Origin of the sequence: Vibrio sp. Isolate23, assembly GCF_022398095.1 — a bacterium.
Lineage (GTDB): Bacteria > Pseudomonadota > Gammaproteobacteria > Enterobacterales > Vibrionaceae > Vibrio > Vibrio coralliilyticus_A.
Genome location: NZ_JAKEUV010000002.1, coordinates 196,933 through 220,132, shown reverse-complemented (window position 1 = coordinate 220,132; position 23,200 = coordinate 196,933). Strand labels below are relative to the sequence as shown.

At 44.4% G+C, this 23,200-nt stretch carries 25 protein-coding genes; 22 read left to right on the top strand and 3 right to left on the bottom strand.

The annotated features are described in order from the left end of the window. Position 1: 1 nt before the first annotated feature. Together L1D31_RS08095 and L1D31_RS08090 are read left to right on the top strand one after the other, a co-directional pair. The gene (locus tag L1D31_RS08095; protein ID WP_239836578.1) at positions 2–589 is read left to right on the top strand and encodes an HD domain-containing protein; all 588 of its coding nucleotides are present in this window, start codon (positions 2–4) and stop codon (positions 587–589) included. A gap of 25 nt (positions 590–614) precedes the next feature. After that, positions 615–1,088 carry a DUF2947 domain-containing protein gene (locus tag L1D31_RS08090; protein WP_239836577.1) on the top strand — a complete coding sequence of 158 codons (474 nt, stop codon included), beginning with the start codon at positions 615–617 and terminating at the stop codon, positions 1,086–1,088. Positions 1,089–1,123: 35 nt separating this feature from the next. On the opposite strand, the gene L1D31_RS08085 is transcribed toward L1D31_RS08090, so the two are convergent. Continuing rightward, positions 1,124–1,543 (bottom strand): BLUF domain-containing protein, encoded by a 420-nt coding sequence (locus tag L1D31_RS08085; protein ID WP_239836576.1) that lies wholly within the window; start codon positions 1,541–1,543, stop codon positions 1,124–1,126. 121 nt (positions 1,544–1,664) lie between these two features. Between L1D31_RS08085 and L1D31_RS08080 the strand changes: the two genes are divergently transcribed. The 10 genes from L1D31_RS08080 to L1D31_RS08035 all read left to right on the top strand — a co-directional run bounded on the left by L1D31_RS08080 (position 1,665) and on the right by L1D31_RS08035 (position 11,992). Beyond that, a complete protein-coding gene (locus L1D31_RS08080) occupies positions 1,665–2,636 on the top strand; it encodes a GGDEF domain-containing protein (RefSeq protein ID WP_239836575.1) in 972 nt (323 codons plus the stop codon). A gap of 184 nt (positions 2,637–2,820) precedes the next feature. After that, positions 2,821–2,997: a hypothetical protein gene (locus tag L1D31_RS08075; RefSeq protein ID WP_239836574.1), complete on the top strand. Its 177-nt coding sequence runs from the start codon at positions 2,821–2,823 to the stop codon at positions 2,995–2,997. A gap of 160 nt (positions 2,998–3,157) precedes the next feature. Then, a complete protein-coding gene (gene ribA / locus L1D31_RS08070) occupies positions 3,158–3,796 on the top strand; it encodes a GTP cyclohydrolase II (protein WP_239836573.1) in 639 nt (212 codons plus the stop codon). A gap of 167 nt (positions 3,797–3,963) precedes the next feature. Next, positions 3,964–5,226, top strand: coding sequence for an imelysin family protein (locus tag L1D31_RS08065; RefSeq protein WP_239836572.1), 1,263 nt, complete (start codon positions 3,964–3,966; stop codon positions 5,224–5,226). Between the two features lie 115 nt (positions 5,227–5,341). Continuing rightward, on the top strand, positions 5,342–6,730 hold the full coding sequence (locus L1D31_RS08060; RefSeq protein WP_239836571.1) for a di-heme oxidoredictase family protein: 1,389 nt from the start codon (positions 5,342–5,344) through the stop codon (positions 6,728–6,730). 9 nt (positions 6,731–6,739) lie between these two features. Then, a complete protein-coding gene (locus L1D31_RS08055) occupies positions 6,740–7,795 on the top strand; it encodes an imelysin family protein (RefSeq protein ID WP_239836570.1) in 1,056 nt (351 codons plus the stop codon). Further along, positions 7,785–8,867, top strand: a complete 1,083-nt coding sequence (locus L1D31_RS08050; protein WP_239836569.1) for a DUF1513 domain-containing protein — start codon at positions 7,785–7,787, stop codon at positions 8,865–8,867. The genes L1D31_RS08055 and L1D31_RS08050 overlap by 11 nt, the downstream gene beginning before the upstream one ends. 109 nt (positions 8,868–8,976) lie before the next feature. After that, positions 8,977–10,530 carry a L,D-transpeptidase family protein gene (locus L1D31_RS08045; RefSeq protein ID WP_239836568.1) on the top strand — a complete coding sequence of 518 codons (1,554 nt, stop codon included), beginning with the start codon at positions 8,977–8,979 and terminating at the stop codon, positions 10,528–10,530. 183 nt (positions 10,531–10,713) lie between these two features. After that, positions 10,714–11,253, top strand: a complete 540-nt coding sequence (locus L1D31_RS08040; protein WP_239836567.1) for a DUF882 domain-containing protein — start codon at positions 10,714–10,716, stop codon at positions 11,251–11,253. A gap of 82 nt (positions 11,254–11,335) precedes the next feature. Then, entirely contained in the window at positions 11,336–11,992 is a 657-nt protein-coding gene (locus tag L1D31_RS08035) for an MBL fold metallo-hydrolase (RefSeq protein ID WP_239836566.1), read from the top strand. 38 nt (positions 11,993–12,030) lie between these two features. Here L1D31_RS08035 and L1D31_RS08030 read toward each other — a convergent pair whose 3' ends face one another. After that, entirely contained in the window at positions 12,031–12,702 is a 672-nt protein-coding gene (locus tag L1D31_RS08030) for a DUF2982 domain-containing protein (protein WP_239836565.1), read from the bottom strand. 221 nt (positions 12,703–12,923) lie between these two features. Between L1D31_RS08030 and L1D31_RS08025 the strand changes: the two genes are divergently transcribed. The 10 genes from L1D31_RS08025 to L1D31_RS07980 all read left to right on the top strand — a co-directional run bounded on the left by L1D31_RS08025 (position 12,924) and on the right by L1D31_RS07980 (position 22,172). Then, positions 12,924–13,295 carry a MarR family transcriptional regulator gene (locus L1D31_RS08025; protein WP_239836564.1) on the top strand — a complete coding sequence of 124 codons (372 nt, stop codon included), beginning with the start codon at positions 12,924–12,926 and terminating at the stop codon, positions 13,293–13,295. Between the two features lie 433 nt (positions 13,296–13,728). Beyond that, entirely contained in the window at positions 13,729–14,820 is a 1,092-nt protein-coding gene (locus tag L1D31_RS08020) for a TRAP transporter substrate-binding protein (RefSeq protein WP_239836563.1), read from the top strand. 138 nt (positions 14,821–14,958) lie between these two features. Beyond that, positions 14,959–15,498, top strand: a complete 540-nt coding sequence (locus tag L1D31_RS08015) for a TRAP transporter small permease subunit (protein ID WP_006958854.1) — start codon at positions 14,959–14,961, stop codon at positions 15,496–15,498. Between the two features lie 10 nt (positions 15,499–15,508). Continuing rightward, a complete protein-coding gene (locus tag L1D31_RS08010) occupies positions 15,509–16,792 on the top strand; it encodes a TRAP transporter large permease subunit (protein WP_006958853.1) in 1,284 nt (427 codons plus the stop codon). Between the two features lie 79 nt (positions 16,793–16,871). Next, the gene (locus L1D31_RS08005) at positions 16,872–18,227 is read left to right on the top strand and encodes a cache domain-containing protein (RefSeq protein WP_239836562.1); all 1,356 of its coding nucleotides are present in this window, start codon (positions 16,872–16,874) and stop codon (positions 18,225–18,227) included. Continuing rightward, positions 18,220–18,858 (top strand): response regulator transcription factor, encoded by a 639-nt coding sequence (locus tag L1D31_RS08000; RefSeq protein ID WP_239836561.1) that lies wholly within the window; start codon positions 18,220–18,222, stop codon positions 18,856–18,858. Before L1D31_RS08005 ends, L1D31_RS08000 begins: the two co-directional genes overlap by 8 nt. Before the next feature lie 67 nt (positions 18,859–18,925). After that, positions 18,926–19,264 carry a DOPA 4,5-dioxygenase family protein gene (locus tag L1D31_RS07995; RefSeq protein ID WP_239836560.1) on the top strand — a complete coding sequence of 113 codons (339 nt, stop codon included), beginning with the start codon at positions 18,926–18,928 and terminating at the stop codon, positions 19,262–19,264. Positions 19,265–19,633: 369 nt separating this feature from the next. Then, complete coding sequence (locus L1D31_RS07990) at positions 19,634–20,110, top strand: Dps family protein (RefSeq protein WP_239836559.1); 477 nt, start codon at positions 19,634–19,636, stop codon at positions 20,108–20,110. Positions 20,111–20,197: 87 nt separating this feature from the next. Continuing rightward, positions 20,198–20,422, top strand: a complete 225-nt coding sequence (locus L1D31_RS07985) for a hypothetical protein (RefSeq protein WP_239836558.1) — start codon at positions 20,198–20,200, stop codon at positions 20,420–20,422. Between the two features lie 331 nt (positions 20,423–20,753). Further along, on the top strand, positions 20,754–22,172 hold the full coding sequence (locus tag L1D31_RS07980; protein ID WP_239836557.1) for a basic amino acid/polyamine antiporter: 1,419 nt from the start codon (positions 20,754–20,756) through the stop codon (positions 22,170–22,172). Positions 22,173–22,193: 21 nt separating this feature from the next. Here L1D31_RS07980 and rarD read toward each other — a convergent pair whose 3' ends face one another. Then, on the bottom strand, positions 22,194–23,084 hold the full coding sequence (gene rarD, locus L1D31_RS07975) for an EamA family transporter RarD (RefSeq protein WP_239836556.1): 891 nt from the start codon (positions 23,082–23,084) through the stop codon (positions 22,194–22,196). Positions 23,085–23,200: the final 116 nt, after the last annotated feature.

Below are 23,200 nucleotides of genomic sequence, written 5' to 3'. Positions count from 1 at the left end.
CATGAGTCGATTAGAGCAACAACTGGCTTTATTGATGGAGCTGGATCAACTGAAATCGGTTTTGAGAAGAACCCGAGTGAAAAGTGCGGAGGGGCGTCTTGAAAACAGTGCGGAACACAGCTGGCACGTTGCTTTGATGGCAGTTTTAATGGAAGAACATGCTAATGAGCCGGTGAATATTGCGCGCGTCGTTAAGATGCTGTTATTGCACGACATAGTGGAAATTGATGCTGGCGATACTTTTGTATACGACGTTGCGGCATCGCAAGTTCAGCAAGAGAAAGAGCTCGCCGCTGCAAAGCGATTGTTTGCGATGTTACCAAAAGAGCAAGGACAAGAACTGCTTGATCTTTGGCTAGAGTTTGAGCGAGCAGAATCGGCAGATGCCAAATTTGGTAAAGCTTTGGATAGGCTCATTCCTATGCTGCTTAATTACCACAATAATGGTCAGAGCTGGCTTGAACACGGAGTAAACCGTGAACAGGCGCTGACAGTGAATAGAAAAATAGAATATGGCTCAGAAGCTTTATGGGATAAAGCACAGAAAATCATTGAAGAAGCCACCCAAAAAGGCTGGCTCAAAGCTTAAATGAATGCCATTACGAGGAAAATGAATGTCGTATCTCACTTTGGATGAATACCAAAGAAAATGGATTTTCACTCATCAATCTATGCCTGTGCCAGTACAGGACCTAGAGCAAATAAAACCCATGACGCAGGCTCGTGCTGCGCAGCTTTGGAAAGATAATATTAGTGCTCAAAGCCCAGACTCAGAGCGTTTAAGCTCGGGTGATTGGCCAATGAAAGAGTCCAGCTGGAAAGATAATGTGAACTGGATGGCGGCTTGGGAGTCGGATGAAGAAGCATTGCCCGAGGGAGTTGCAGAATTCATTGACTGGCAAGACGATGTTACGGTTTATTTTTGCTACGAAAAATATAACGTTATTGAAACCAAGTGGAGTGTATTTAAGAAGCACTGGAAAAACTTTTTGTTTTACGATGATGGGCCTATTCTTATTGGCCGTAGACGTAAAGAGGCCTTATGGTTTGATTCAGAAGGTAATGTAAAACTTGGGCATCGAGATTAAACAAAGCAGCCAATAGGCTGCTTTGTTTTTATTCGCTAAACAACCGTGACTACATTACGTAGATCAAGCAACAGTTTATGAGCACTGCTGCCAGACAAACTGTATGGTTCAAACTTTGAGTTGGTTGAATACTTAAGGTGGATGGGCATGGTTGCGTTGACTTCTGGGATATACCCCATACTCCATTCACTGCATTCTCGTTCAGCAACTTCGGAGTAGTCCAGCAATAGAATATTCTCATGTCGTGGATCATTAAGGATCTGATGGTAGATTTTATTAACTTGCGCCCTTGAACCCTCAAGACATTGCAAAAAGTAATTGCGATTGAACAAAAGTAAGCCTGTCACATCAATGAGGGAATTGTTTTTCCTTGCCACATCAAGAATGTTTTGAATGTCTGATTCAGTCACTCCTTTAGCGATGGTACTGGTGTAAACCAACCTGACTAGGAACATAGTCTTCTCCTTGTGATTGCGCGTTTGCTTCCTTGAATCTTTATTATATGCAATAAAACTCATTTATTTTTATTAACGTCTATAATGAATTTAATTAATGAAGTCTGGTTAGGTTTGATTGATGGAAGATAAGATTCTGAACTCTGTTGTCGAAATCACTGAGCAACGAAATTCTTTATCTCTTGGCCACTGCCTCGTTGCCACCTTATTAGAAATGATGCCCATTGAATCAATTCGTCTTGTCCATTATTTATCGAGTACTTCTATTGTGGTCGCGAGTGTTTATCGACATGGTGAGAATAATGACTACCAATGGAGATATGATCAAGCACCTGAGCAATGTTATAGCCACGAGCACAGTCATAGTGTGCTGACTATTAACCAACTCAATAGCACTCAGTATGTTTGTCAGTGCCCGATTCCTATCTCTGAGCAGAGCTCAGCGTTGTTAGAGATTGAAACCACGTCGGACCCATCTCAATTTGAACTTCTTATCGATGGCTTTTCAAAGATTTATCGCAATTACTTAATTGTATTACATGAGAGTGAGCGGGATAAATTAACTGGTTTACTCAATCGGAAAACATTAGAAGAAAGGTTATCTCATAGCTTTAATTTGGCCTCTGGCCATGAAGCGGGTGAGCAGGCATGGGTTGCGATAATTGATCTTGATCTGTTTAAGGGCATCAACGATACCTACGGGCACATGATTGGAGATGAAGTGCTGCTGATGTTCTCTCAACAACTACAGAACTTCTTTTCAGAGCAAGTTCAGTTATTTCGCTTCGGTGGTGAGGAATTTGTCTTATTGCTGCCTCCTCAGGAAAAACAGCAAGTGATCAATGAACTTGATCGCTTTCGTCGACATATAGAGGCATTCCGCTTCCCACGAGTTAATAGTATGACATTCAGCTGCGGTGTATGTGCGATCTCTCGGCATGAGTACTTGCCGACGATTTTAGGTCATGCGGATACTGCATTGTACAGTGCGAAGGAGAATGGGCGTAACCGAATTGAGTGTTATGAAGATCTCATCTTAGGAAGAGCAGGGCCGAATGATGATGATCATTTGGATTACGTAGAGCTCTTTTAAAAGATCAAATATGATCAAGTAATATGCTGAATTATAAAGATATAGCTAGCAAATAAAATGTGATTTATTACTCAAAATTAGCTCATACCTTTGCGCAATTTATGTAATTTGCTATCATTTTTGAGACAAATGGTTTGAGTCACCAATTTATATCGGTTTATAGAAAGAGACTTAGGGAATAGTAGTGGATACAAATATCTCTCAATTACGCAAAGATTTTTATGCTCAAATAAGCTCATTGCAGGCTTATTCTTTGCCACAGACTAAACCAACCCTTTCTCTATTGACCGAAGAAGAACTTCAAGTGCTTGAAGCTTTGTGGATTGAACTTTCTGTTTGGAAGAAAAAACAGAATCACTAACGACCCTACTCACCCAGTTTTATAAAGAACCTCACGAATAAAATTCGCTGAGGTTTTTTATTGCCTCAAAATTAAATTGTTATATTATAACAAAAAGTGATCTGACCATTGATTTATCGGGTATCAATCCCCATAGTTAGTCACATAAGAGATTTCTAAAATGATAGAAATAGAAGATAGCAAGATTCAAGTGAGTAGGGATATGGCGGAAGTTAGAGCCAGAGTAGATTTTAAAGTCGGTAAAAATAGTGACATAGAGGCTGAGCTTCTTTCATTTAAAGGACTGAAGACCGACAAGGAACACGTAGCCGTCATTTTCAAACAAGCCGATAAGACCCAGTCCAGCCCTTTAGTTCGCTTACATTCAGAGTGTCTGACAGGCGACGTGTTCCATTCTTCTCGATGCGACTGCGGTGAGCAATTGGATGAAACCATCAATAAGATGGGAGAGTCTGGTGGCATTATTCTTTACCTTCGCCAAGAAGGCCGTGGTATTGGCTTATATAATAAGATTGACGCATATAAGCTACAAAGCCAAGGCATGAACACTTATGAAGCCAATAATCATCTAGGATTTGGTGATGACTTGCGTGATTTCACCGAAGCCGCGCAGATGCTCAAAGCATTAAGCGTCGATAAGATCCGTCTAATCACTAATAACCCGAAAAAGATCCGTGAATTGAAAGAGCACGGCGTCGAAATTGAAGACACTGTCAATACTTCAGCGCATGTCAAAGAAGGCAACGAGGGATACCTTCAAGCCAAAGTCTCGCATGGTAAGCACGATCTAAAGCTGTAACCCGTTGAATACCCTATGTTGATAAAAGCCTCACTTTTGTGAGGCTTTTTTGTATAGCGCTTGCAAAAAAAATGTAAGTTTGTATTATCTGCGACTATGAGTGCAAATGAGAATAATTAGCACTTATTTTGCAGAATAATTATTAAGCTCAACAAGGATGCTTTTCAATGAATGTACAATCACTTTTAGCGCGCTCTGTTGCCACTTCTCTCGTTCTTGCTAGCAGTTCTGTTTTTGCAGCGAACGTGACAAAAGAGCAAGTGGTAGAACACTACGCAGATGTTGCTCACGCAGTATTTGCCGATGCACTAACTACTGCTAAGACACTAGACCAATCTATCGAATCTTTCCTTGCTGCTCCATCTGAAGCCAAACTTGCTGAAGTAAAACAAGCTTGGTTGGACTCTCGCGTACCGTACCAACAGTCTGAAGTATTCCGTTTTGGTAACGCGGTTGTTGATGATTGGGAAGGCCAACTAAACGCATGGCCTCTTGATGAAGGCCTTATCGACTACGTATCAACTGATTACCAATATGAGCTAGGTAACGAAGGCGCGAGCGCAAATATCGTTGCAAACAAGCAGCTAACGATTGGTGCAACTACACTTGACGTTGCACAGCTGACTCCAGAAGCGATTGCTGACCTGAACGAAGTGGGTGGCTCTGAAGCGAACGTTGCGTCTGGCTACCACGCGATTGAATTCCTGCTATGGGGTCAAGATCTAAACGGCACTAACGCTGGTGCTGGTGAGCGTGCTTACACTGACTTCGTTGTTGGTAAAGGTTGCACTAATGGCAATTGTGACCGTCGTGGTGAGTACCTAAAAGCAGCGGCTGATCTACTGGTTCAAGATCTACAGTGGATGGAGAAGCAGTGGTCTTCAGATGTAAAAGGTAACTACCGTGAAGAACTTCTCAACGACTCTGCAGACAATGGTCTTCGCAAAATGCTATTCGGCATGGGTTCTCTATCTCTAGGTGAGCTTGCTGGTGAGCGTATGAAAGTCGCTCTAGAAGCAAACTCTACTGAAGATGAGCACGATTGTTTCTCTGACAACACGCACAACTCTCACTACTACAACGAACAGGGTATTTACAACGTATACACTGGTCTGTACAAACGTGAAGACGGTACGCTTCTATCTGGTCCTAGCATCGCAGATCTTGTAGCTCAGAAAGATAAGGCAGCAGCGGAAGAGATCCAGAAGCAGTTCGACGTAACACGATCTCAAGTAGGTCAACTTGTAACTTCTGCTGAAAAGAACGGTCAGTACTTTGACCAGCTAATTGCAGCAGGCAACGCGCAAGGTAACGCGCTAGTAAACGAGACAATTATGTCTCTAGTTGCTCAGACTTCATCTATCGAACGTGCGGCAAAAATCGTTGGTATCAACAGCCTGAACCCAGATACAGCTGACCACGAATTCTAAAAACAATTAATTAATTTTAAGGGCTCTTAGTGAGCCCTTTTGCTGTTTATATAACCACACTTTTAATGAGAATATTTCTTAACAAAGTGTTGGTCTTTACCCGAGAATTATTGGTATGAAGTTGTATAAAAAGTCCATATTAGCCTCTCTAATACTGGTGAGTGCTTCTGTTTCTGGTTATGAAATGAAATCTGGCGGTGGTACCGCGGTTAAGAAAGAGGGTGCCAATGCATACTCTTTGCCGGCTGGAAACCTGCCAATGTCCAAGCGACTGGATTTCAGTGTTGGTAACAGTTTTTTCCGTAACCCATGGGTACAAGCACCGGCTTCTACCGATGCCCGTGACGGCTTAGGGCCTCTTTTTAATACCAATGGTTGTCAAAACTGCCATATTAAAGATGGTCGTGGCCACCCACCAGAAGAAGGGGACATTCATGCCGTTTCCATGCTAGTGCGCTTGAGTATTCCTGCGATGACACCAGAGCAGAAAAAAGCTTTCATCAAAGATGGTGTCATTCCAGAACCAACGTATGGTGGTCAGCTACAAGACTTTTCACTTCAGGATCAAACTCCTGAAGGACAGATCAACATTATATACACAGATGTACCAGTGACCTTTACCGATGGTACAAAAGTAATGCTACGTAAGCCCAACCTCAAAATTACCGATTTAGGTTACGGCGAGATGCACCCAGATACCCAATTTTCCGCCCGCGTTGCTCCGCCAATGATTGGTTTGGGGCTATTAGAAAGTATTTCTGATGAAACGCTGCAAACTTGGGCAGATGAACATGATGCCAATGGCGATGGTATCTCAGGTAAGGTGAACAAAGTCTGGGATATACAGAAGAATGATTTCGCCATTGGTCGCTTTGGCTGGAAATCTGGGCAGCCTACACTGATGCAACAAAATGCTGCGGCATTTAACGGTGATGTTGGCCTGACCAGCAACTTGTTCCCGAATGAAAACTGCACGTCAAAGCAATCTATTTGTGCTGAATTGCCAAACGGTGGAGCTCCTGAAGTGAGTGACAACATTCTCGATTTCGTTGAATTCTATTCTCAACACTTAGCCGTACCGATTCGTCGTAATATGGATGATCCGCAAGTTAATCTCGGTCAAAACTTATTTGCTAAAGCAGGGTGTGATAGCTGCCATAAGAGCGAAGTCAGAACTATGAAGAGAGAAGGCCTGCCAGCCTTGTCGAATCAGAAAATTCATCCTTACACCGATTTGCTGCTTCATGATATGGGTGAAGGACTTGCAGATAACAGGCCTGAGTATTTGGCGAATGGACGTGAATGGCGAACTGCGCCATTATGGGGCATCGGCTACACCGAAGAAGTCAACGGCCATACTTATTTCCTTCATGATGGCCGAGCACGTAACCTGATGGAAGCGGTATTGTGGCATGGCGGTGAAGCTGAGCCGGCGAAACAAACTGTTCTCAAGTTCAATCAAAAAGAGCGCGATGCATTGATCGCTTTCTTGAATTCATTGTAAGGAATCACGATGAAGATTTTTTCTTTATCAACATTGGCTGCCTCGATAATGATGCTGGCTGGTTGTCAGTCAACCAGCAGCACAGAGCCTGTCGCTCAGAAAACCTCTCATCCTAGTCAGGGTGTTTATCAAGTAGAGTTTGCCGCCGCCCACACTTTCTCAAATCAAGCTGATAAGCTGGCCGCTCAAATGGCAGCTTATTGTGCGGACGCGACGGAATTGGAGTCACTGAAGTCACAATGGCATCAAACCATGGTTGCTTGGATGGCACTACAAGGGCAGGAAAGGGGGCCTGAAAAGGCACTTGAGCAGAGCTGGAATATTCAGTTTTGGCCAGACAAGAAAAATACGACGGGTCGCAAGATGACTGCACTGACGGGCCGCAAGATGACTGCACTGACGGGCCAAAGCAAGACTTGGACGCAAGCGCAAATTTCACAGCAGAGCGTGACGGTTCAGGGGTTAGGCTCGGTAGAATGGCTGTTGTATGATCAAGCCTCTTCTTTGAGTTCATCACAAGCTACCTGCCAAACCGGTATTGCAATCGCAGAGAACATTGCCGCGAATGCTGAGACCATTGCTACGGCATGGGAGACTAACCCTTGGGTCAAGCTGGATGAGAAAGCATGGACGTCTGAGTACATTTCTCTTCTTTCTAATCAGCTTGAATACAGCATGAAAAAGATGAGTCGTCCTTTAGCGAACTTTGGTAAACCAAGACCTTATTTCGCTGAGTCCTGGCGTTCAGAAACTTCCATGCTGAATTTGAAGGCTAATATTGAGGCGATGCAGGCGTTGTACTTAGCGGGCGGAAATGGGCTGGATAAACTGCTGCGTGAGCGTGGAAAAGTACAACTTGCTGACAGCATTGCTCAGCAGTTTGATACCGCACTGGAAACGTGGCCGACCGATGAAAGTTTGTTTGACATGCTGCAGACAAAAGAGGGTTATCGTAAAGCTTACGCTCAATACAATAAGCTGGAACAGCTGAAGTATCTTATCCACGAAGAAGTGGCGATTGAACTTGGTGTCGTAATAGGGTTTAACGCAACTGATGGTGACTGATAACACAAGAAGAAATCTTCTCAAGGCAGCGCTGTTTGGCGCTGCTGCGCCTATGCTGCCTTTCGGTTGTGCGAGCACGTCCGAGACATTGGGTCAGCCGGCACTGATTGGTTGCTCCTTATATGGTCGAGACAAGTACTCTGCGGTAGTCGCGGATGAGTTTGGTCACCCGATAAGACAAGTTCCTCTTCCTGCAAGAGGGCATGGAGTCGCAACAAACGCGAAACTTAACCATGCAGTGGCGTTTGCTCGTCGTCCAGGTACGTTTTTCGTTGTGTTTGATTACATGACGGGTGAAGTGATCAAATCCTCAGCCGCCCATTCCAATCGTCACTATTATGGTCATGGCGTGTATTCGAACGACGGTAAGTGGCTGTACGCAACTGAGGGTGAACGTGGCACCAGTCGAGGTATTATTGGTGTTTACGATGTGCTGGCTGGATACGATAAGGTGGCGGAGTTCACCAACTTTGGCCTTGGGCCGCATGAAGTGATTGCCATGCCAGATGGCTCTCTGGCAATTGGTGTTGGCGGTGTTCATACCAATGGCCGACAGCCGCTTAACATTGCAACCATGAAGCCTAGCTTGAGCTACCTTAACTCCAATGGCGAACTGACCGAGCAGGTGGCTTTGCCAGATAACCATTTGAGTATTCGTCATCTCGCACATGATGGTGACAAAACTGTCCTGTGCGGTCAGCAGTACCGTGGTGAGCCTGATGAGTACCCGTCTCTTTTGGCAATGCATACTCAAGGTGGTGAAATGATCCCGCTTGAAGGGGAACCGGAACAGTGGGCAAGATTTAATCATTACATAGCGAGTATTGCGGCAACCGATGAGTGGATCTTGGCAACATCACCTCGCGGAAACTGCTATGGAATCTGGTCTAAACAAACCAGAAAAATGGTTGAATTGGCTTCATTACCAGACGCTTCGGGTGTCGTCGTACAGAACGGCTTTTTCCGAGTTAGCTCGGGGGCTGGCGGCGTGATCACGCAATATTCACCCGAAGAGAAGAAAAAAATTCAGTCAGGAATTCAATGGGATAACCACTGGTCGATGATTTCTTAGCCTACTTCATTGTAAAGCTTGGGAAAATTAATATTCTCATCAACATTTCATCCTAGCCTCTTATTTCTCTGCCATACTTTGATCTCGGGCGATTAGATTGGAGAGTAAGATGGCTAGACTTAACCCCCTTCTATTACTGCTGATAATGCTTTCTACACCAACGTGGGCCAGTAGCTATTTTGAGCGTATTGGCTGGTTGGAGCCTGACAGTCACGTCCTAAGAGTTTTACAGTATTCGAGAGATGTTGAGCAGATTTATCAGAGCAATCACAATCAACTGATTTGGTTTGACCTGCAACAGAGCTCTCGCCTTGAGTTTCAGCTTGAAATCATTACCAGTGCTGGTTTTAGCCCCCTTTTTGCACGCCAGCTAAGATATCTTGAATATTATCGGAAAAGCAATCGTTGGCATGAGTACGACTTGCTCGCCACGGACACCTTACTTCTTTATATCAGTTATGCTGAGCAAGCCAAGCTGCTTGGCTATGACTGGTTTTTCGAGTCTAAGCTGTATAAGCCCTTACCGAGGTTGAGCCAGACCAATTTGATCGCTGTCGCAGTGGCGGTCGAACATCAGCAGTTAAGCGAGCTGATCGAAGTGTATACGCCTGATAGTGATGACTACCAGCAGCTGATAGATAGTTACCTGCACGTTGTAAAGTTTGAAGAATTGAACCTCCCTAAATATCACCAGCGGGGATTACGAGAAATCGGTGATAAACTTGAAAACCGCGAAGTGTTGTTAGTCAGAATGGAGATGGTCGATGTCGATTTGTCGGGAGTTCGACGTGATGTCGGCAGGTACGATGCTACCTTAGAAGCTGCAGTAAAGCAGTTCCAACGCCTTCATGGTTTAATCGGTGATGGCATTATCGGCCCCGATACGATTCGCTGGCTTAATACTAGCCCGAGTGAACGCTTATCCATTTTGGCACTCAATGCCGAGCGCAGTCGACTGTGGCCGATTGAGCGTGACACCATCATTGTGGTGAACGTTCCGGGCTTTGAAATGAAATATTGGTACTCAGGTCAAGCTGTGTTTCAGTCCAAAGTAGTTGTGGGGCGTAAAGGCAGACCAACACCGATGATGACGACTAAGCTGGACTCACTGATCCTTAATCCTACTTGGAACGTGCCTTGGAAAATTATGGTTGAAGATATTATTCCTAAGGTAAAAGAAGACCCTGAGTATTTGGTTAAGCAAAATATTAAGATTGTGCCTAAGTGGGGATCAAAAGAGTTGATTAACCCAGAGGATATTGATTGGCAGAACATGCGCCCCAGTGCATTTCCTTATCGGATGACACAACTATCTGGAGATAAAAATGCTCTAGGGTTATACAAGTTCAATACCCCTAATCGACGTGCTATCTACCTGCACGATACACCAAGTAAGAATTTGTTTGACGAAGCAAGCCGGGCATTTAGCTCAGGTTGCATTAGGGTTGAGCACGCGGATCAGTTTGCCACTCGGCTACTTGAGACCCAAGGGCTGGATATGTCGACGTTAGAAGAAGAGGAGCTTGCCGCAAATAAAGCGATTCCGCTCAAACAGTGGGTACCCGTTCACATCATTTACCAGACTGCATGGTCAGAAGGTGGCAAAGTGCATTACAGGGATGATATTTACCGCTGGGATCGGTTTAGTTATGGCAAAGGGTGAACCTGACCAAAAAATCACATTTTCTCCCAACGAACTTTTTTATTAATAAGGTCAAGTACTAAGTAAATTTCGATGCTCAAGATCTCTCTGTGAGCACAGTTTATGCATTTGCACTTCATTTTAGAGTTAGGTAGTGTCGCCGTTCGACACGCATCATCAACGATATTTTGAAGGCTTCTCATTGTGAATTTTTCTCGTAGAGACATTATCAAACTAGCAGGTAGTGGCTTAGTTGTTGCCAGCTGTGTTCCTTCTCTTGCTTTTGCTTCCCACCCAGACCAACCTCGCGCTCTGGCATTTAGTAACCTCCATACAGGGGAAGAGCTGGAATCTTGCTATTTCGATGGCCGAGTCTATGTGGCGAATGAGTTGAGTCGAATTGATAATATCTGTCGAGACTTTCGTCGCAATGAAGTCCATAAGATGGATAAGTATCTTTTTGATCAAATCTCGCTGATTCAATCTCAACTTGGAGTCGATGCAGAAGTACAGATCATCTCTGGCTACCGTTCTCCCGCTACCAACGCCGAGCTGCGCTCTAAGTCAAACGGTGTGGCGAAGAAGAGCTACCACATGTTGGGGCAGGCGATTGATTTTCGACTTGATGGCGTCAATTTGAAAAGGGTTCGTGATGCTGCGATTGAACTTCAAGCGGGTGGAGTCGGTTATTATCCGAGAAGTAACTTTGTGCACATTGATACTGGGCCTGTACGCCGTTGGTAAGTACGTTTGCGTAAGACAAGGTTGTCAAAGACCTTACCAAATGTCATAGTTTCGCCAGTTTAGATATTCGTAAGGTTTCAATATGTCTCTGAAGTACCAAGTCGTTCCCGTTACCTCTTTTTCGCAAAACTGCTCCATCGTATGGTGCGATGAAACTATGCAAGGCATAGTGGTTGATCCCGGTGGGGATGTAAAGCAATTGGCTGCGCTGATCAAAGAGTTAGGGGTTAAGGTGACAAACTTGGTTTTGACGCATGGTCATTTGGATCATGTTGGTGGTAGTGAACCTTTGTCCGATGAACTTGGTGGAGTAGACATTGTCGGTCCACACAAAGATGACAATTTCTGGCTTCAGGGCTTAGCAGGGCAGAGCCAGATGTTCGGTTTTCCATTGGCCGAAGCATTCGAACCGCAAAAGTGGTTGAATGATGGTGATACCGTAGAGTTTGGTAATCAAGTTCTCAATGTCTACCACACACCTGGTCACACACCGGGTCATGTGGTGTTATTCAGTAAAGAAGCTAAATTGGCCTTTGTTGGTGATGTGTTATTTAACGGTTCAGTCGGACGTACAGACTTTCCTAAAGGCGATTTCGATACTCTGATTCACTCGATTAAAACCAAACTTTGGCCTCTAGGTAATGACGTTCGGTTTGTACCTGGCCATGGTCCAGAGTCGACATTTGGCAGAGAACGCGCTTCCAACCCATTTGTGGCCGATGAGATGCCACTTTATTAATCACTGAAAAGGTCGCCTCGCGCGACCTTTTGTTATTCTTAACCTTCTTCAGGCTCTGCAGCCGCAAGATATCGTCTTGCTAGCCCGACAAACTCTTCAGCCGATCGATCCAAGTCATGAGCAGAAATGAATATATCGTAATCAAAGTAGTTCCTCTGGTATCGCATGCGATTAGCGAGCATCGCTTGTAAACCTGAATACTCTTCTCCTGTTGAGTTCTTGTAAGGTTGAGAGTCCAAAACGATGTCTTCAAACTGAATGCCCTGTTGACTTTGCTTGGCACCGAGATACAGCAGCGCTCTTTGGCTGAGAAGGATTTCTGTGGCGATTCGAGGGCAGATGCTATCGAGATAAGGGGAGTAGTGTTTGAGTTTAATGCCAATCCAAGGCAAAGGTTGTTGCCAGCCTTCTTGATCATAGTGGCAGATGCCAATTTTGCTGACGTTATTCCATTTCACTACCCAACCGCCTTTGAACAAGTGCTGCTGAAAATGTGTAGCCGTCAACGTGTAGGAAACTGTGCCTTTAAGAATCATCAGGTAGCCAAAACCAACCAGCGATAAAATTACCACCAGCGTTAAAAGGGCTTGTTGAAAGTCTGGTGAAAACATAACAAGAGAAATCATTATAATAGATGCGATAGTCGCAATGATTTTGGCTAACGGTGAAGAAAGCCGGATAGGTTGATTGGTAAGATGCAACGTCTGCATTTACGACTCCCTAGCAGTGACCCAAACCTCTGTTTATATATTCAGTAGTTATGAAAAGGATCATAATCAGCACTGATTAAATTGTAGTCTGATGACAGCATATCACGCATTTTTGCTCGATAAAGCCCCTTATACCCTGTAAATAGCCGCAAAATTTTGGTATAAATCGCGCTTCAAATTTTCACCACTGCTCCGGATGCAGTGAAATGGAGAGAAACTCGATGAGACTTGCTCATAAGCGTAAAGTGCAGATGAAATTGCAAAAACGCGTTAAGGCGACAGTTGCAAACGTAGAAGCAACTAAGAAAGCTAAGCCTGTAGTTGAGAAAAAAGTAGCTGTAGCATCAGCAGCGGAGAAAGTTGTTACGACTAAAGAAGTTAGCGTTGCACTGACTCCTAAACAACAACAAGTGTTAGATATTGTTGTTGCCAATGCAGAAGGCATTAACCCGAAAGGCATTGGTCTTGCCGCAGGCCAAGAAGAAGCCAAAGCTGCTTCATGGGCGACGGGCGCGTTGAAAAAACTGCTAGAAGAAAACCTAGTGGCAAAAGAGCAGCTAGCAGGTAACAAAGTTATCTATAAAGCCCTTTAATTCATACTGTTATAGCGCTCTTTTGAACAGCAGAGCACTCTGTTGTTGAGAACGAATAGAAGTGCCCCGACTTTAATGTCGGGGCGCTGTTATTTTGAGAATAATATCTGGTCAGTTATCGCTATATCTATCAATATTTAACATTTGTCACATTTATAAAAAATCCCCACCTATCCGTATCACGTATCGTTGTCTACGTATTATTGAAATAAACTCATATTTTGCCTCTATGTAATAGATTGATTGTTAATGATTAAAAATCTTTATTGCACTTTGGCCTACGTAGAAATACGTAATTAACAAGTCAAATAGCAAACGACATTGTTAATTTTTCTCCGTGTTCACGCTTATTTCTAAAACTGATTAGATGAACCACTCTTTGCTTGAGTAAAAAGTAGCTGGAAAGTTGCTGAATCTAACAAAGGACGTGAACATGAGTCTAATCAGACAATCTTTGAAACGAGTACTGAAAGGTACGGCTATGGCAGCAGTACTAGCTGTTGCTGCGACATCAGTGAATGCTGCTGAAAAAGTGTACCGCTTGAAGCTGGCGGAAACTTGGGGGCCAAACTTCCCAATCTTTGGTGACGCAACCAAAAACATGGCGAAGATGGCGGAAGAAATGTCTAATGGCCGCCTTCAGATTCGAATCGACTCTGCAAATAAGCACAAAGCACCACTGGGCGTGTTTGACATGGTGAAATCGGGCCAGTATGACATGGGGCACTCTGCGTCTTACTACTGGAAAGGTAAAGTGCCTAATACGCTTTATTTCACCTCGATGCCATTTGGTATGCTGCCGACAGAGCAGTACGCTTGGTTCTATTACGGTGGTGGTATGGAGTTAATGGAGAAAGTCTATTCACCTCATAACCTGATGTCTTTCCCTGGAGGTAACACAGATACTCAGATGGGTGGTTGGTTCCAGAAAGAGATCAACTCTGTCGATGACCTAAAAGGTCTGAAAATGCGTATCCCTGGATTTGCCGGTGAGATTTTGGCGGAGCTGGGTGCAAAACCAACCAATATCGCACCGGGTGAGCTATATACCTCGCTTGAGCGCCGCACTATCGATGCACTTGAGTGGGTAGGGCCATCACTTGACCTACGTATGGGTTTCCACAAGATTGCACCTTACTACTACACAGGTTGGCATGAGCCAGGTACAGAGTTGCAATTCCTGATCAATAAGCGCACTTGGAACCGTCTGCCTGACGATCTGAAAGCGATTCTTCAGGTTGCCATGAAAACTGCGGCTTACGATATGTACACTCAGTCTAAACACGAAAGTGGTAAGAACTGGGCGTCAATCAAGTCTGAATATCCAAATGTACAGGTGAAAAACTTCCCAGCGGAAGTTATGACAGCACTTCGCGAAGCTAACGAGCGTCTACTTAAAGAACATGCTGACAAAGATGAAATGGCAAAAGAGATCCAAGCGTCTCAGGCAGCTTACATCGAGCAAGTTCGTCCTTGGTCTGACATCTCGCACCGCGCATACCTGAACAGTCAGGCACAACAATAATCATAAAAATTCGTTGCCAGTTTGAATGAGCTGGCAACGAGAAGCCCAAGAAAACTCTCTTATAATTTGAAGAGTCTATAACAAAGCTCCGCAGGCTTCGGCCAAGCGGAGTTATTTCAAAGTTCCATGGAGTAGGGAATGAGAAATCTAATCTATATAGAGCGCATCTTTAATCGCTTCGGCGATTTCCTAGGATGGCTGTCGAGTATCCTGTTTATCTTATTGCTCGCAAATGTCGTTTACGATGTGGTGATGCGCTACGTGTTTAACGATGTTTCCATTGCATTTCAGGAAATGGAGTGGCACTTGTTCTCTGCCGTATTCCTATTAGGTGTTCCTTATGCCATTAAAGCTGGTGGCCATGTCAGGGTAGACCTTTTTTACGAGCGCTTGTCTCATCGAGCTCAGGCGATCATTGATTTAATCGGTACCATCGTTTTTCTTTTCCCGTTTTGCCTGCTGGTGGCTTGGTACGGCGTTGATTTCGCTAAAGAAAGTTTCGCCCTGGGTGAAACGTCTGGTGATCCAGGTGGCTTACCCTATCGCTGGGTAATTAAAGCCATGATTCCATTGTCGTTTATGTTTATGGCAATAAGTGGTGTTGGATTACTGCTTCATTCTCTCAATAAGATTTTTAACCCGCATTTAATTTACGCCAACTCAACAGAGCAAAAGTAAGGAGACAAAAATGGTCGGTATTGTAATGTTTTTTGTTGCCTTGTTTGCTTTGCTGCTTGGCTTCCCAGTTGCGTTCACCTTTGGTGGTATTGCACTGATATTCGGCGTTTGGGCCGAAGGCATGGATATGTTTGCTTTCATGCCATATCGCATCCAATCCATCATGGAAAACACGGTATTGATGGCAGTGCCATTGTTCGTTTTCATGGGTTTGGTTCTTCAAAAAACACGTCTAGCGGAACAGCTGCTTGAATCCATGGGTAAGCTGTTTGGTGGTGTGCGCGGTGGTATCGCGATTTCTACCGTGTTAGTGGGTGCTTTACTGGCGGCGTCGACAGGCGTTGTTGGTGCCTCTGTTGTAGCGATGGGGCTTATCTCTCTGCCAGTTATGCTCAAGTACAACTACGATAAAGGGCTGGCGTGCGGAACGATTTGTGCCTCAGGTACGTTAGGCCAAATCATTCCACCATCTATCGTCTTAATTCTTCTTGGCGATGTGTTAGGTGTGCCAGTAGGAGATTTGTTTCAGGCAGCGGTTTGGCCGGGGCTTGTTTTAGTTGGCGCTTACGTTCTTTACATCCTGATTTACGCCAAACTCAATCCAGAAGCTGCGCAGCCAATTCCTCGTGATGAATCGGTAAGCCGTAAGCAGGAAGTCATCACTGCGCTCAAAGCTGTGATCCCGCCACTTGCGCTTATCGTAGTGGTACTTGGCTCCATCTTTGCTGGTGTTGCGACGCCAACAGAATCCGCCGCACTTGGTGGGGCTGGTGCGATAGTTCTGTCTCTGCTTTACAAGCAATTCAGCTGGAACATGGTGTATGAAGCGTCGAAAGAGACGGTTAAAGTGACGGCAATGGTGTTTGCGATTCTGCTTGGTGCCACAGCGTTCTCCATGGCATTCACCTACACGGGCGGTGACTACCTAGTTGAAGAGTGGATGCTACAAATACCGGGGGAAAAATGGGGCTTCCTGATCATCACTATGTTGGTGATTCTGGTTCTGGGCTTTTTCATCGACTTTGTGGAAATCTGTTTTATCATCGTTCCGATCATCGCACCCGTTGCCGAGATTATGGGCATCAACATGACTTGGTTTGCGATCTTGATTGCGATGAACCTTCAGACCTCTTTCTTGACCCCACCATTTGGTTTCAGCCTGTTTTATCTCAAAGGTGTCGCACCGAAAGGGGTGACGACCCGAGATATATACCGAGGCGTGATGCCATTCATCGGTATTCAGATCCTCGTGCTGGCATCACTGTTAGTCTTCCCTGGATTCTATGGAATGTGATCGCCCGATTACAGAAATGTAACAACTCTTGCTAAAGTAAAGCTGCTCGTATGGGCAGCTTTTTAGTATGGGAGAAGGAATGCCTCTAAAAGCTAAGTTGATTTTGTTGAGCTTGTTGCCGCTGTTGTTAGTGATGGCACTGACAAGTTGGATCGCTATCTACCAAACCAAAACGCTGGGTGATAAAGAAGTGAACATCTTCCATTCCAGCCTCATTAAGTCAAAAGAATCGGCGCTCAAGGATCTGGTGGATTTGGCCTTTGATGCCATTGAGCACATCTATAACGATCCTAATATCGAAGAGCATCAGGCCAAGGAGCAGGTCAAAGCGATCATCAGTCGTCTGCAATATGGTACAGATGGTTACTTCTTCGTTTACGACAAGAATGGGACCAATCTGGTTCACCCTATTATGCCCGAATTGGTGGGGCAAAACCTGCTGCACATTCAGGATGAAAACGGCAACCACTTAATAGAGTCTTTACTGGCGCAGGCAAAATCCGGTGGCGGTTTTCATCAGTATTTGTGGCAAAAGCCATCCACAGGAGAAAGCGTTCCTAAACTGAGTTACGCGGCTTGGTTGAGCAAGTGGAACTGGATGATCGGTACGGGCTTGTACATTGAAGATGTCACTGAAGAAGTGGCAAACCTCCAATTGGCGGTCAACGATAATATCGAGACGACCTTCTTTTCACTCATTGTGATTGTAGTGGTGACCGTCGCGGTGATTCTGGTTCTGACATTAGCGGTTAATTTACATGAGCATCGACTGGCGGATAAGAGCTTAAAAGAGCTGGCGCATAAAACCGTGATGTTTCAGGAAGACGAGAAAAAGCATTTAGCGAGGGAGCTTCACGATGGTATTAACCAGCTTCTGATCTCAAGCAAATGCCATTTGGAGTTGCTTGGCACTAAACTTGATGACGAAACACAAAAGCAGCATCTGGCTAAGTCGCAGAATTCTCTTATGACAGCGATTAATGAAGTTCGACATATTTCGCATCAGTTAAGGCCTAGTGCGCTGGATGATATCGGCCTTGAGGCTGCGATGACGACTCTGCTGACGGACTTTAAAGCGCATTCTGGCGTCGATGTTGAGGCGTCATTATCAACCAGTGAGAGCAGGCTAAAATCAGAGGTAGCAACCACACTTTACCGAGTGGCACAGGAGTCGCTGACTAATATAGAGAAGCACTCTCAAGCGAAGCAGGTGACGGTAATCCTGCAGCAATTGGGCGATATGCTTCAGCTGATCATACGTGATGATGGTGTCGGATTTGATGTAGGCTCAACGCTAAGAAAGTCGGGCATTGGTTTACGCAATATGCGTGAGCGAGTAGAGTTTTTGGGTGGTGATTTTGAGCTCGAAAGCGAACCAGGGTTTGGTACAGAGATTACCGTACTGTTGAAATTAGATGGACTAGTTTATGGATAAACCGATCACAGTGGTGATAGTCGACGATCACCAGGTCGTCTTAGATGGATTTATCGCTCGGCTCCAACTGGAACCAGAAATTGAGGTGATTGGCTCGGCCAGCAATGGCTTGGAGGCGATTGAAAAGGTTAAGGCGCTAACGCCAGACGTTGTGCTGATGGATGTGAGTATGCCATTAATGAACGGCATCGATGCCACGCGTCTTATCAAGGAAGAGCTGCCAGAGATTAAGGTGTTGATGCTGACCATGCATGATAACCGCGAATATATCATGAAGGTGATGCAGGCCGGCGCTGTTGGTTACATGCTGAAAGAGATTTGTGCCCGTCGGATGGTGCAGGCGATTAAAACGGTCTACCAAGGCTCGACCTATTTTTGCGAATCCGTGACACAGACTTTGTTTTCTCAAGAAGTGATTCCCGCTGCGCAAAAACCTAACCCTCTCAGTCGACGCGAGGAAGCCGTTCTTAAATTGGTTGCGGAAGGAAACAGTAGTAAGAAAATCGCCGCTTTGCTGAGTATTAGTTACCGCACCGTGGAAACCCATCGGCAAAACATCAAGCAGAAGCTAGATATACACAGCACTGCAGAGCTTGCCAAATATGCTGTCGAACAAGGGCTATTGGGTTAGCGACCGCATTAGCAAACTAAATAATGTGGCAGGATCGTGTATCCGAACACGTTCAATGAAGATTATTATGACTTATCCAAAAAATATCCATCAAGATTACCATGCACATGTCTATTTTGACGCCTACAGCAAAGACTTCGCATCTGATTTGAGAGAGAAAATCAGCCGCGAGTTTGATTTGTCTGTCGGGCGCTTCAACCAGAAACTAGTCGGCCCTCATACCATGTGGAGCTTTTCTGTGACGTTTACGGCGGATGACTTTGATGTTTTAATCCCTTGGTTAGATAAATCCCGTGGGGAGTTACCGGTTTTGGTTCACGCATTGACGGGTAATGACCTCAAAGATCATACCGAATTTGCTTATTGGTTGGGCAAACCTGTTGAGTTGGATCTCTCTTCGCTTTAGTGGATATACCTTTCATTCAATACCCGAGTACAACAAGCGTGACGTAAACTCATTGTGTACATTAAGGAACAGAAATGAGAGCTATCATTTCTGTCATTCCTACTATTTCAACTTTCTCGCGGTTAAAGTGCTCTTTTACCCGCACAAGCCCCCATTTAGCCATTATCTTCATATTTGCACCACAGCTTCAGAGTAACGCTAGTTCACTTCTACAGAGAGTAGAGGCTGCTCACTATTAGACTGAGTGTTTATAGGAATTGCCTATTAAATCTATAGAAATGAACGTTTTTAACTATCTATTAGGAGTGAGTATAGTTAAATCATTGAAAGGCAACAGCCAAAAACATTGATTGTGATGAGGAATGCACTATGACAAACCAAATTAACTTAATTGGCCTAAACAACGAAAAATCACAAGTACTGGCGACCGAGTTGAATGCGTTGTTAGCGCACTATCAAGTGCTTTATATGAACACCCGCGGTTATCACTGGAACATCAAAGGTCAGCAATTCTTTGAACTGCATTTGAAATTTGAAGAGATCTACACCGATCTTCAAACCAAAATTGATGAGCTAGCAGAGCGTATTCTGACTATTGGCTCAGCGCCAGACCACAGTTTTAGCCAGTATTTAGCAAAGAGTGGCATTGAAGAACACCAAAATGCGACAACAGGTAAAGAATGTGTGAGAGGTCTTGTTCATGGTTTTAGCACGTTACTGACTCAGCAACGCGCGATTTTAAACCAAGCAGAAGAAGCAGAAGATGAAGGTACGGCAGCCCTAATGGGAGACTATATTCGAGAGCAAGAAAAGCTGATGTGGATGCTGAACGCCTATTTGCAGTAAAAATAACTGTTCAAATAGACAGTGTTTTCTTGAGATATTAGTGAGGTTATCTATACTGTATATAAATACAGAGTCTGGAGGTGAGTTATGTTGTGGGAAACCCTTGAACGTGTTAATCGCCTGCGTCAGGAGGCGCTTAACAACCCAGAATTTATTCGATCGGCAAAAGCACATGAAAAGGCTTTGGAGTCACAGGATGTACACCACACAGGGACTTCAAGGAGTTCGACTAAGTCTAAGAAAGAAAAGGCTTTGTCGGACATTTACCAGCAGTCAGACTTCGGATTTGACCCGTCTGGCTCGCATCACTAACCCAGTATAAAGCAGGGCTCTTTAGGTCCTGCTTTTGTCTTCTTTTATTCCCCAAGCGCCCTTTTCTTTTTAAAGTGCAATTTGCTATTTAGTGGACCTTTTGTTGAGGTTGTGGGCTGTTTTATTGCTATTTTTGTGGTTTTAAATTCTAATTATATTTTAATTACTGGAATTAAATATTAAGATGTGGATTTGGTTTGATCGGCAGCAATGAAGTGTCTGATTATTCGCTTTTCTTTGCGATAGGAGTCACAACCACTCTGCCTCTTATTGCAGTTTCTCCGTAATATGACCATTTCCGAAACCATTGAATTTATAATCCGGAACAACAATGAATAACAAACTTGGGTTGAGCTCTCTCACTGCGATCGTCATTGGTTCAATGATCGGTGCAGGCGTATTTAGCTTGCCACAAAACATGGCTTCTGTTGCAAGCCCTGCGGCAGTCATGATTGGCTGGGCGATTACTGGTATTGGCATGGTCTTTCTTGCATTCTCATTCCAAAAGCTGGCTTCTCATAAACCTCAGATTGAAAGCGGGGTGTTTGGTTATGCAAAAGAAGGCTTTGGCGATTTTGTCGGCTTCTGCTCTGCATGGGGTTACTGGCTAAGTGCGATGTTGGCCAACGTTTCTTATCTGGTTATTGTGTTTAGTACCTTAGGCATGCTGTTTGACACACCTGACAACATGATCTTTGGCCAGGGTAATACTTGGGTATCTATTTTAGGTGCATCCATGCTTTTGTGGATGGTACATGCATTAGTCCTACGTGGTGTGCAAACGGCCGCTTTGATTAATATGGTAACGACTTACGCGAAGCTTGTACCGCTGGTGGTGTTTATACTCTGTGCAATGTTTGCGTTTAGCTGGGACACATTCACGATTGACTTCAGTGGTCTCCATTTTGGTGATACGCATACGCTATGGGATCAAGTAAAAAGTATTATGCTAGTGACAGTTTGGGTGTTCATTGGTATTGAAGGTGCGGTGGTAGTATCCAGTCGGGCTCGTAACCGCAAAGATATTGGACGTGCAACAATACTGGGGCTGCTGACCGCCTTATCTATCTATGTCTTGGTGACTTTGCTCTCTATGGGAGTCATTAAGCCAACAGAGTTGGCGCACTATCAAAACCCGTCAATGGCAAAGGTGCTGACTCATATTCTCGGGCCATGGGGTCAATACATAATCAGTGTCGGCTTGCTCGTGTCTGTGTGTGGTGCATTCTTGAGTTGGACGGTTTTAGCTTCAGAAGCACCTTATCTGTGTGCAAAAGAGAAAATGTTCCCGGCCAGTTATGCGAAGTTGAATAAAGCTGGTAGCCCGGTAAAGCCGCTAACCTTGACCAATATTTGGGTTCAGATCTCTCTGATCTTGGTGATGTTTGCGGGCAGCACGTACGATACCTTGTTGATCATTGCTTCTGAAATGATCTTAGTACCATATTTTTTGGTCGGTGCCTACGTACTCAAATTAGCAATAACACAAAAAAGCCGAGGTAGCTTACTTGCTGTGGGCATTGGCGCTACGTTATATGGTCTGTGGTTACTGTATGCATCTGGGCTCAATTACCTACTTCTTTCGGCGATTCTTTATGTGCCGGGTCTGTATTTTTACATTCAGGCCAAGAAAGAGCAGGGGATCAACCCGTTTGAAGGTAAAGAGAAACTTGGTGCTAGTGTGTTGAGTGTAGCTGCTGTTTTGGCTGTCGGACTGCTTTGGCAAGGTACGCTTCATCTTTCATTTTAAAAAATCCCCCGGAGGGGGATTTTATGAGCGTTTCAGTACCATTCGGTTTTTGGCACTTTCTGCAATGGTGAAAAGCAAACCGGTCCATATCAGGCTGAAGCTGATTAGTTTGACTTCATCAAAGATTTCACCAAAGAGATATATTGCTAATAGAAATTGAATTGACGGTTCAATGTATTGCATTAATCCGACCGTTGACATACTGGTCCAACGAATCGCTAAAGAGTAAAACAACAAAGGAACGAGGGTTGCGGGAGCTGAGCCAATATAGAGTGCAAAGGTTGACCAGCCTGAGTTAAGTGATTCAGTACCGACAGTGAGTTCTTTGAAAGTGAGATAGCCAAGTGCAAAGGGCAGCAACACTAAGGCTTCGACAAACAGGCATGTGCTCCATTCGTATTGAATCTTCTTTTTACACCAACCATACAGTGTAAAGAAAATGGCCATAGTCAGTGCGATAACAGGTATTTGCCCATATTGCATGACTTGATAACTTAATCCTGCCGTCGCTAATACTAATGCCACCTTTTTGCCAAGTGAGAGTTTTTCACCTAACACGAATACCCCCAAGGCTGTCATTGTTAGTGGACTGATGAAAAAGCCTAAACTGGCATCAATCACGCGATCATTTGTCATCGCCCATGTGAATGCACACCAAGAAATTGACATTAGAGTGCTGCCCAATAGTGTGATGACTAAAGAGCGGTGATCACTAAAAATAGCTGTAAAATTAGGCCACTTTTTTGTGACAAACAGCACGATCAGTATACCAAAGGGTACAGAGGCAACTAGTCGAACGGTGAGTAACTCGTCCAAAGCCGCATTAGGAAAATATTGATAATAGAGTGGTAACAATCCCCATAAAAGGAATGAAAGAGCAGCCATCCAGTTACCAGTACGTTCTTGTGACATGGAATACACCTAGCGATTATGATGCGTGCAATGTATGAGCAAAACCTCGTATTGTAAAGAGATTTGCTATGGATGGGTTTTTAGGGTTTATTCTTTTAAAATCAATTTCTTATGAT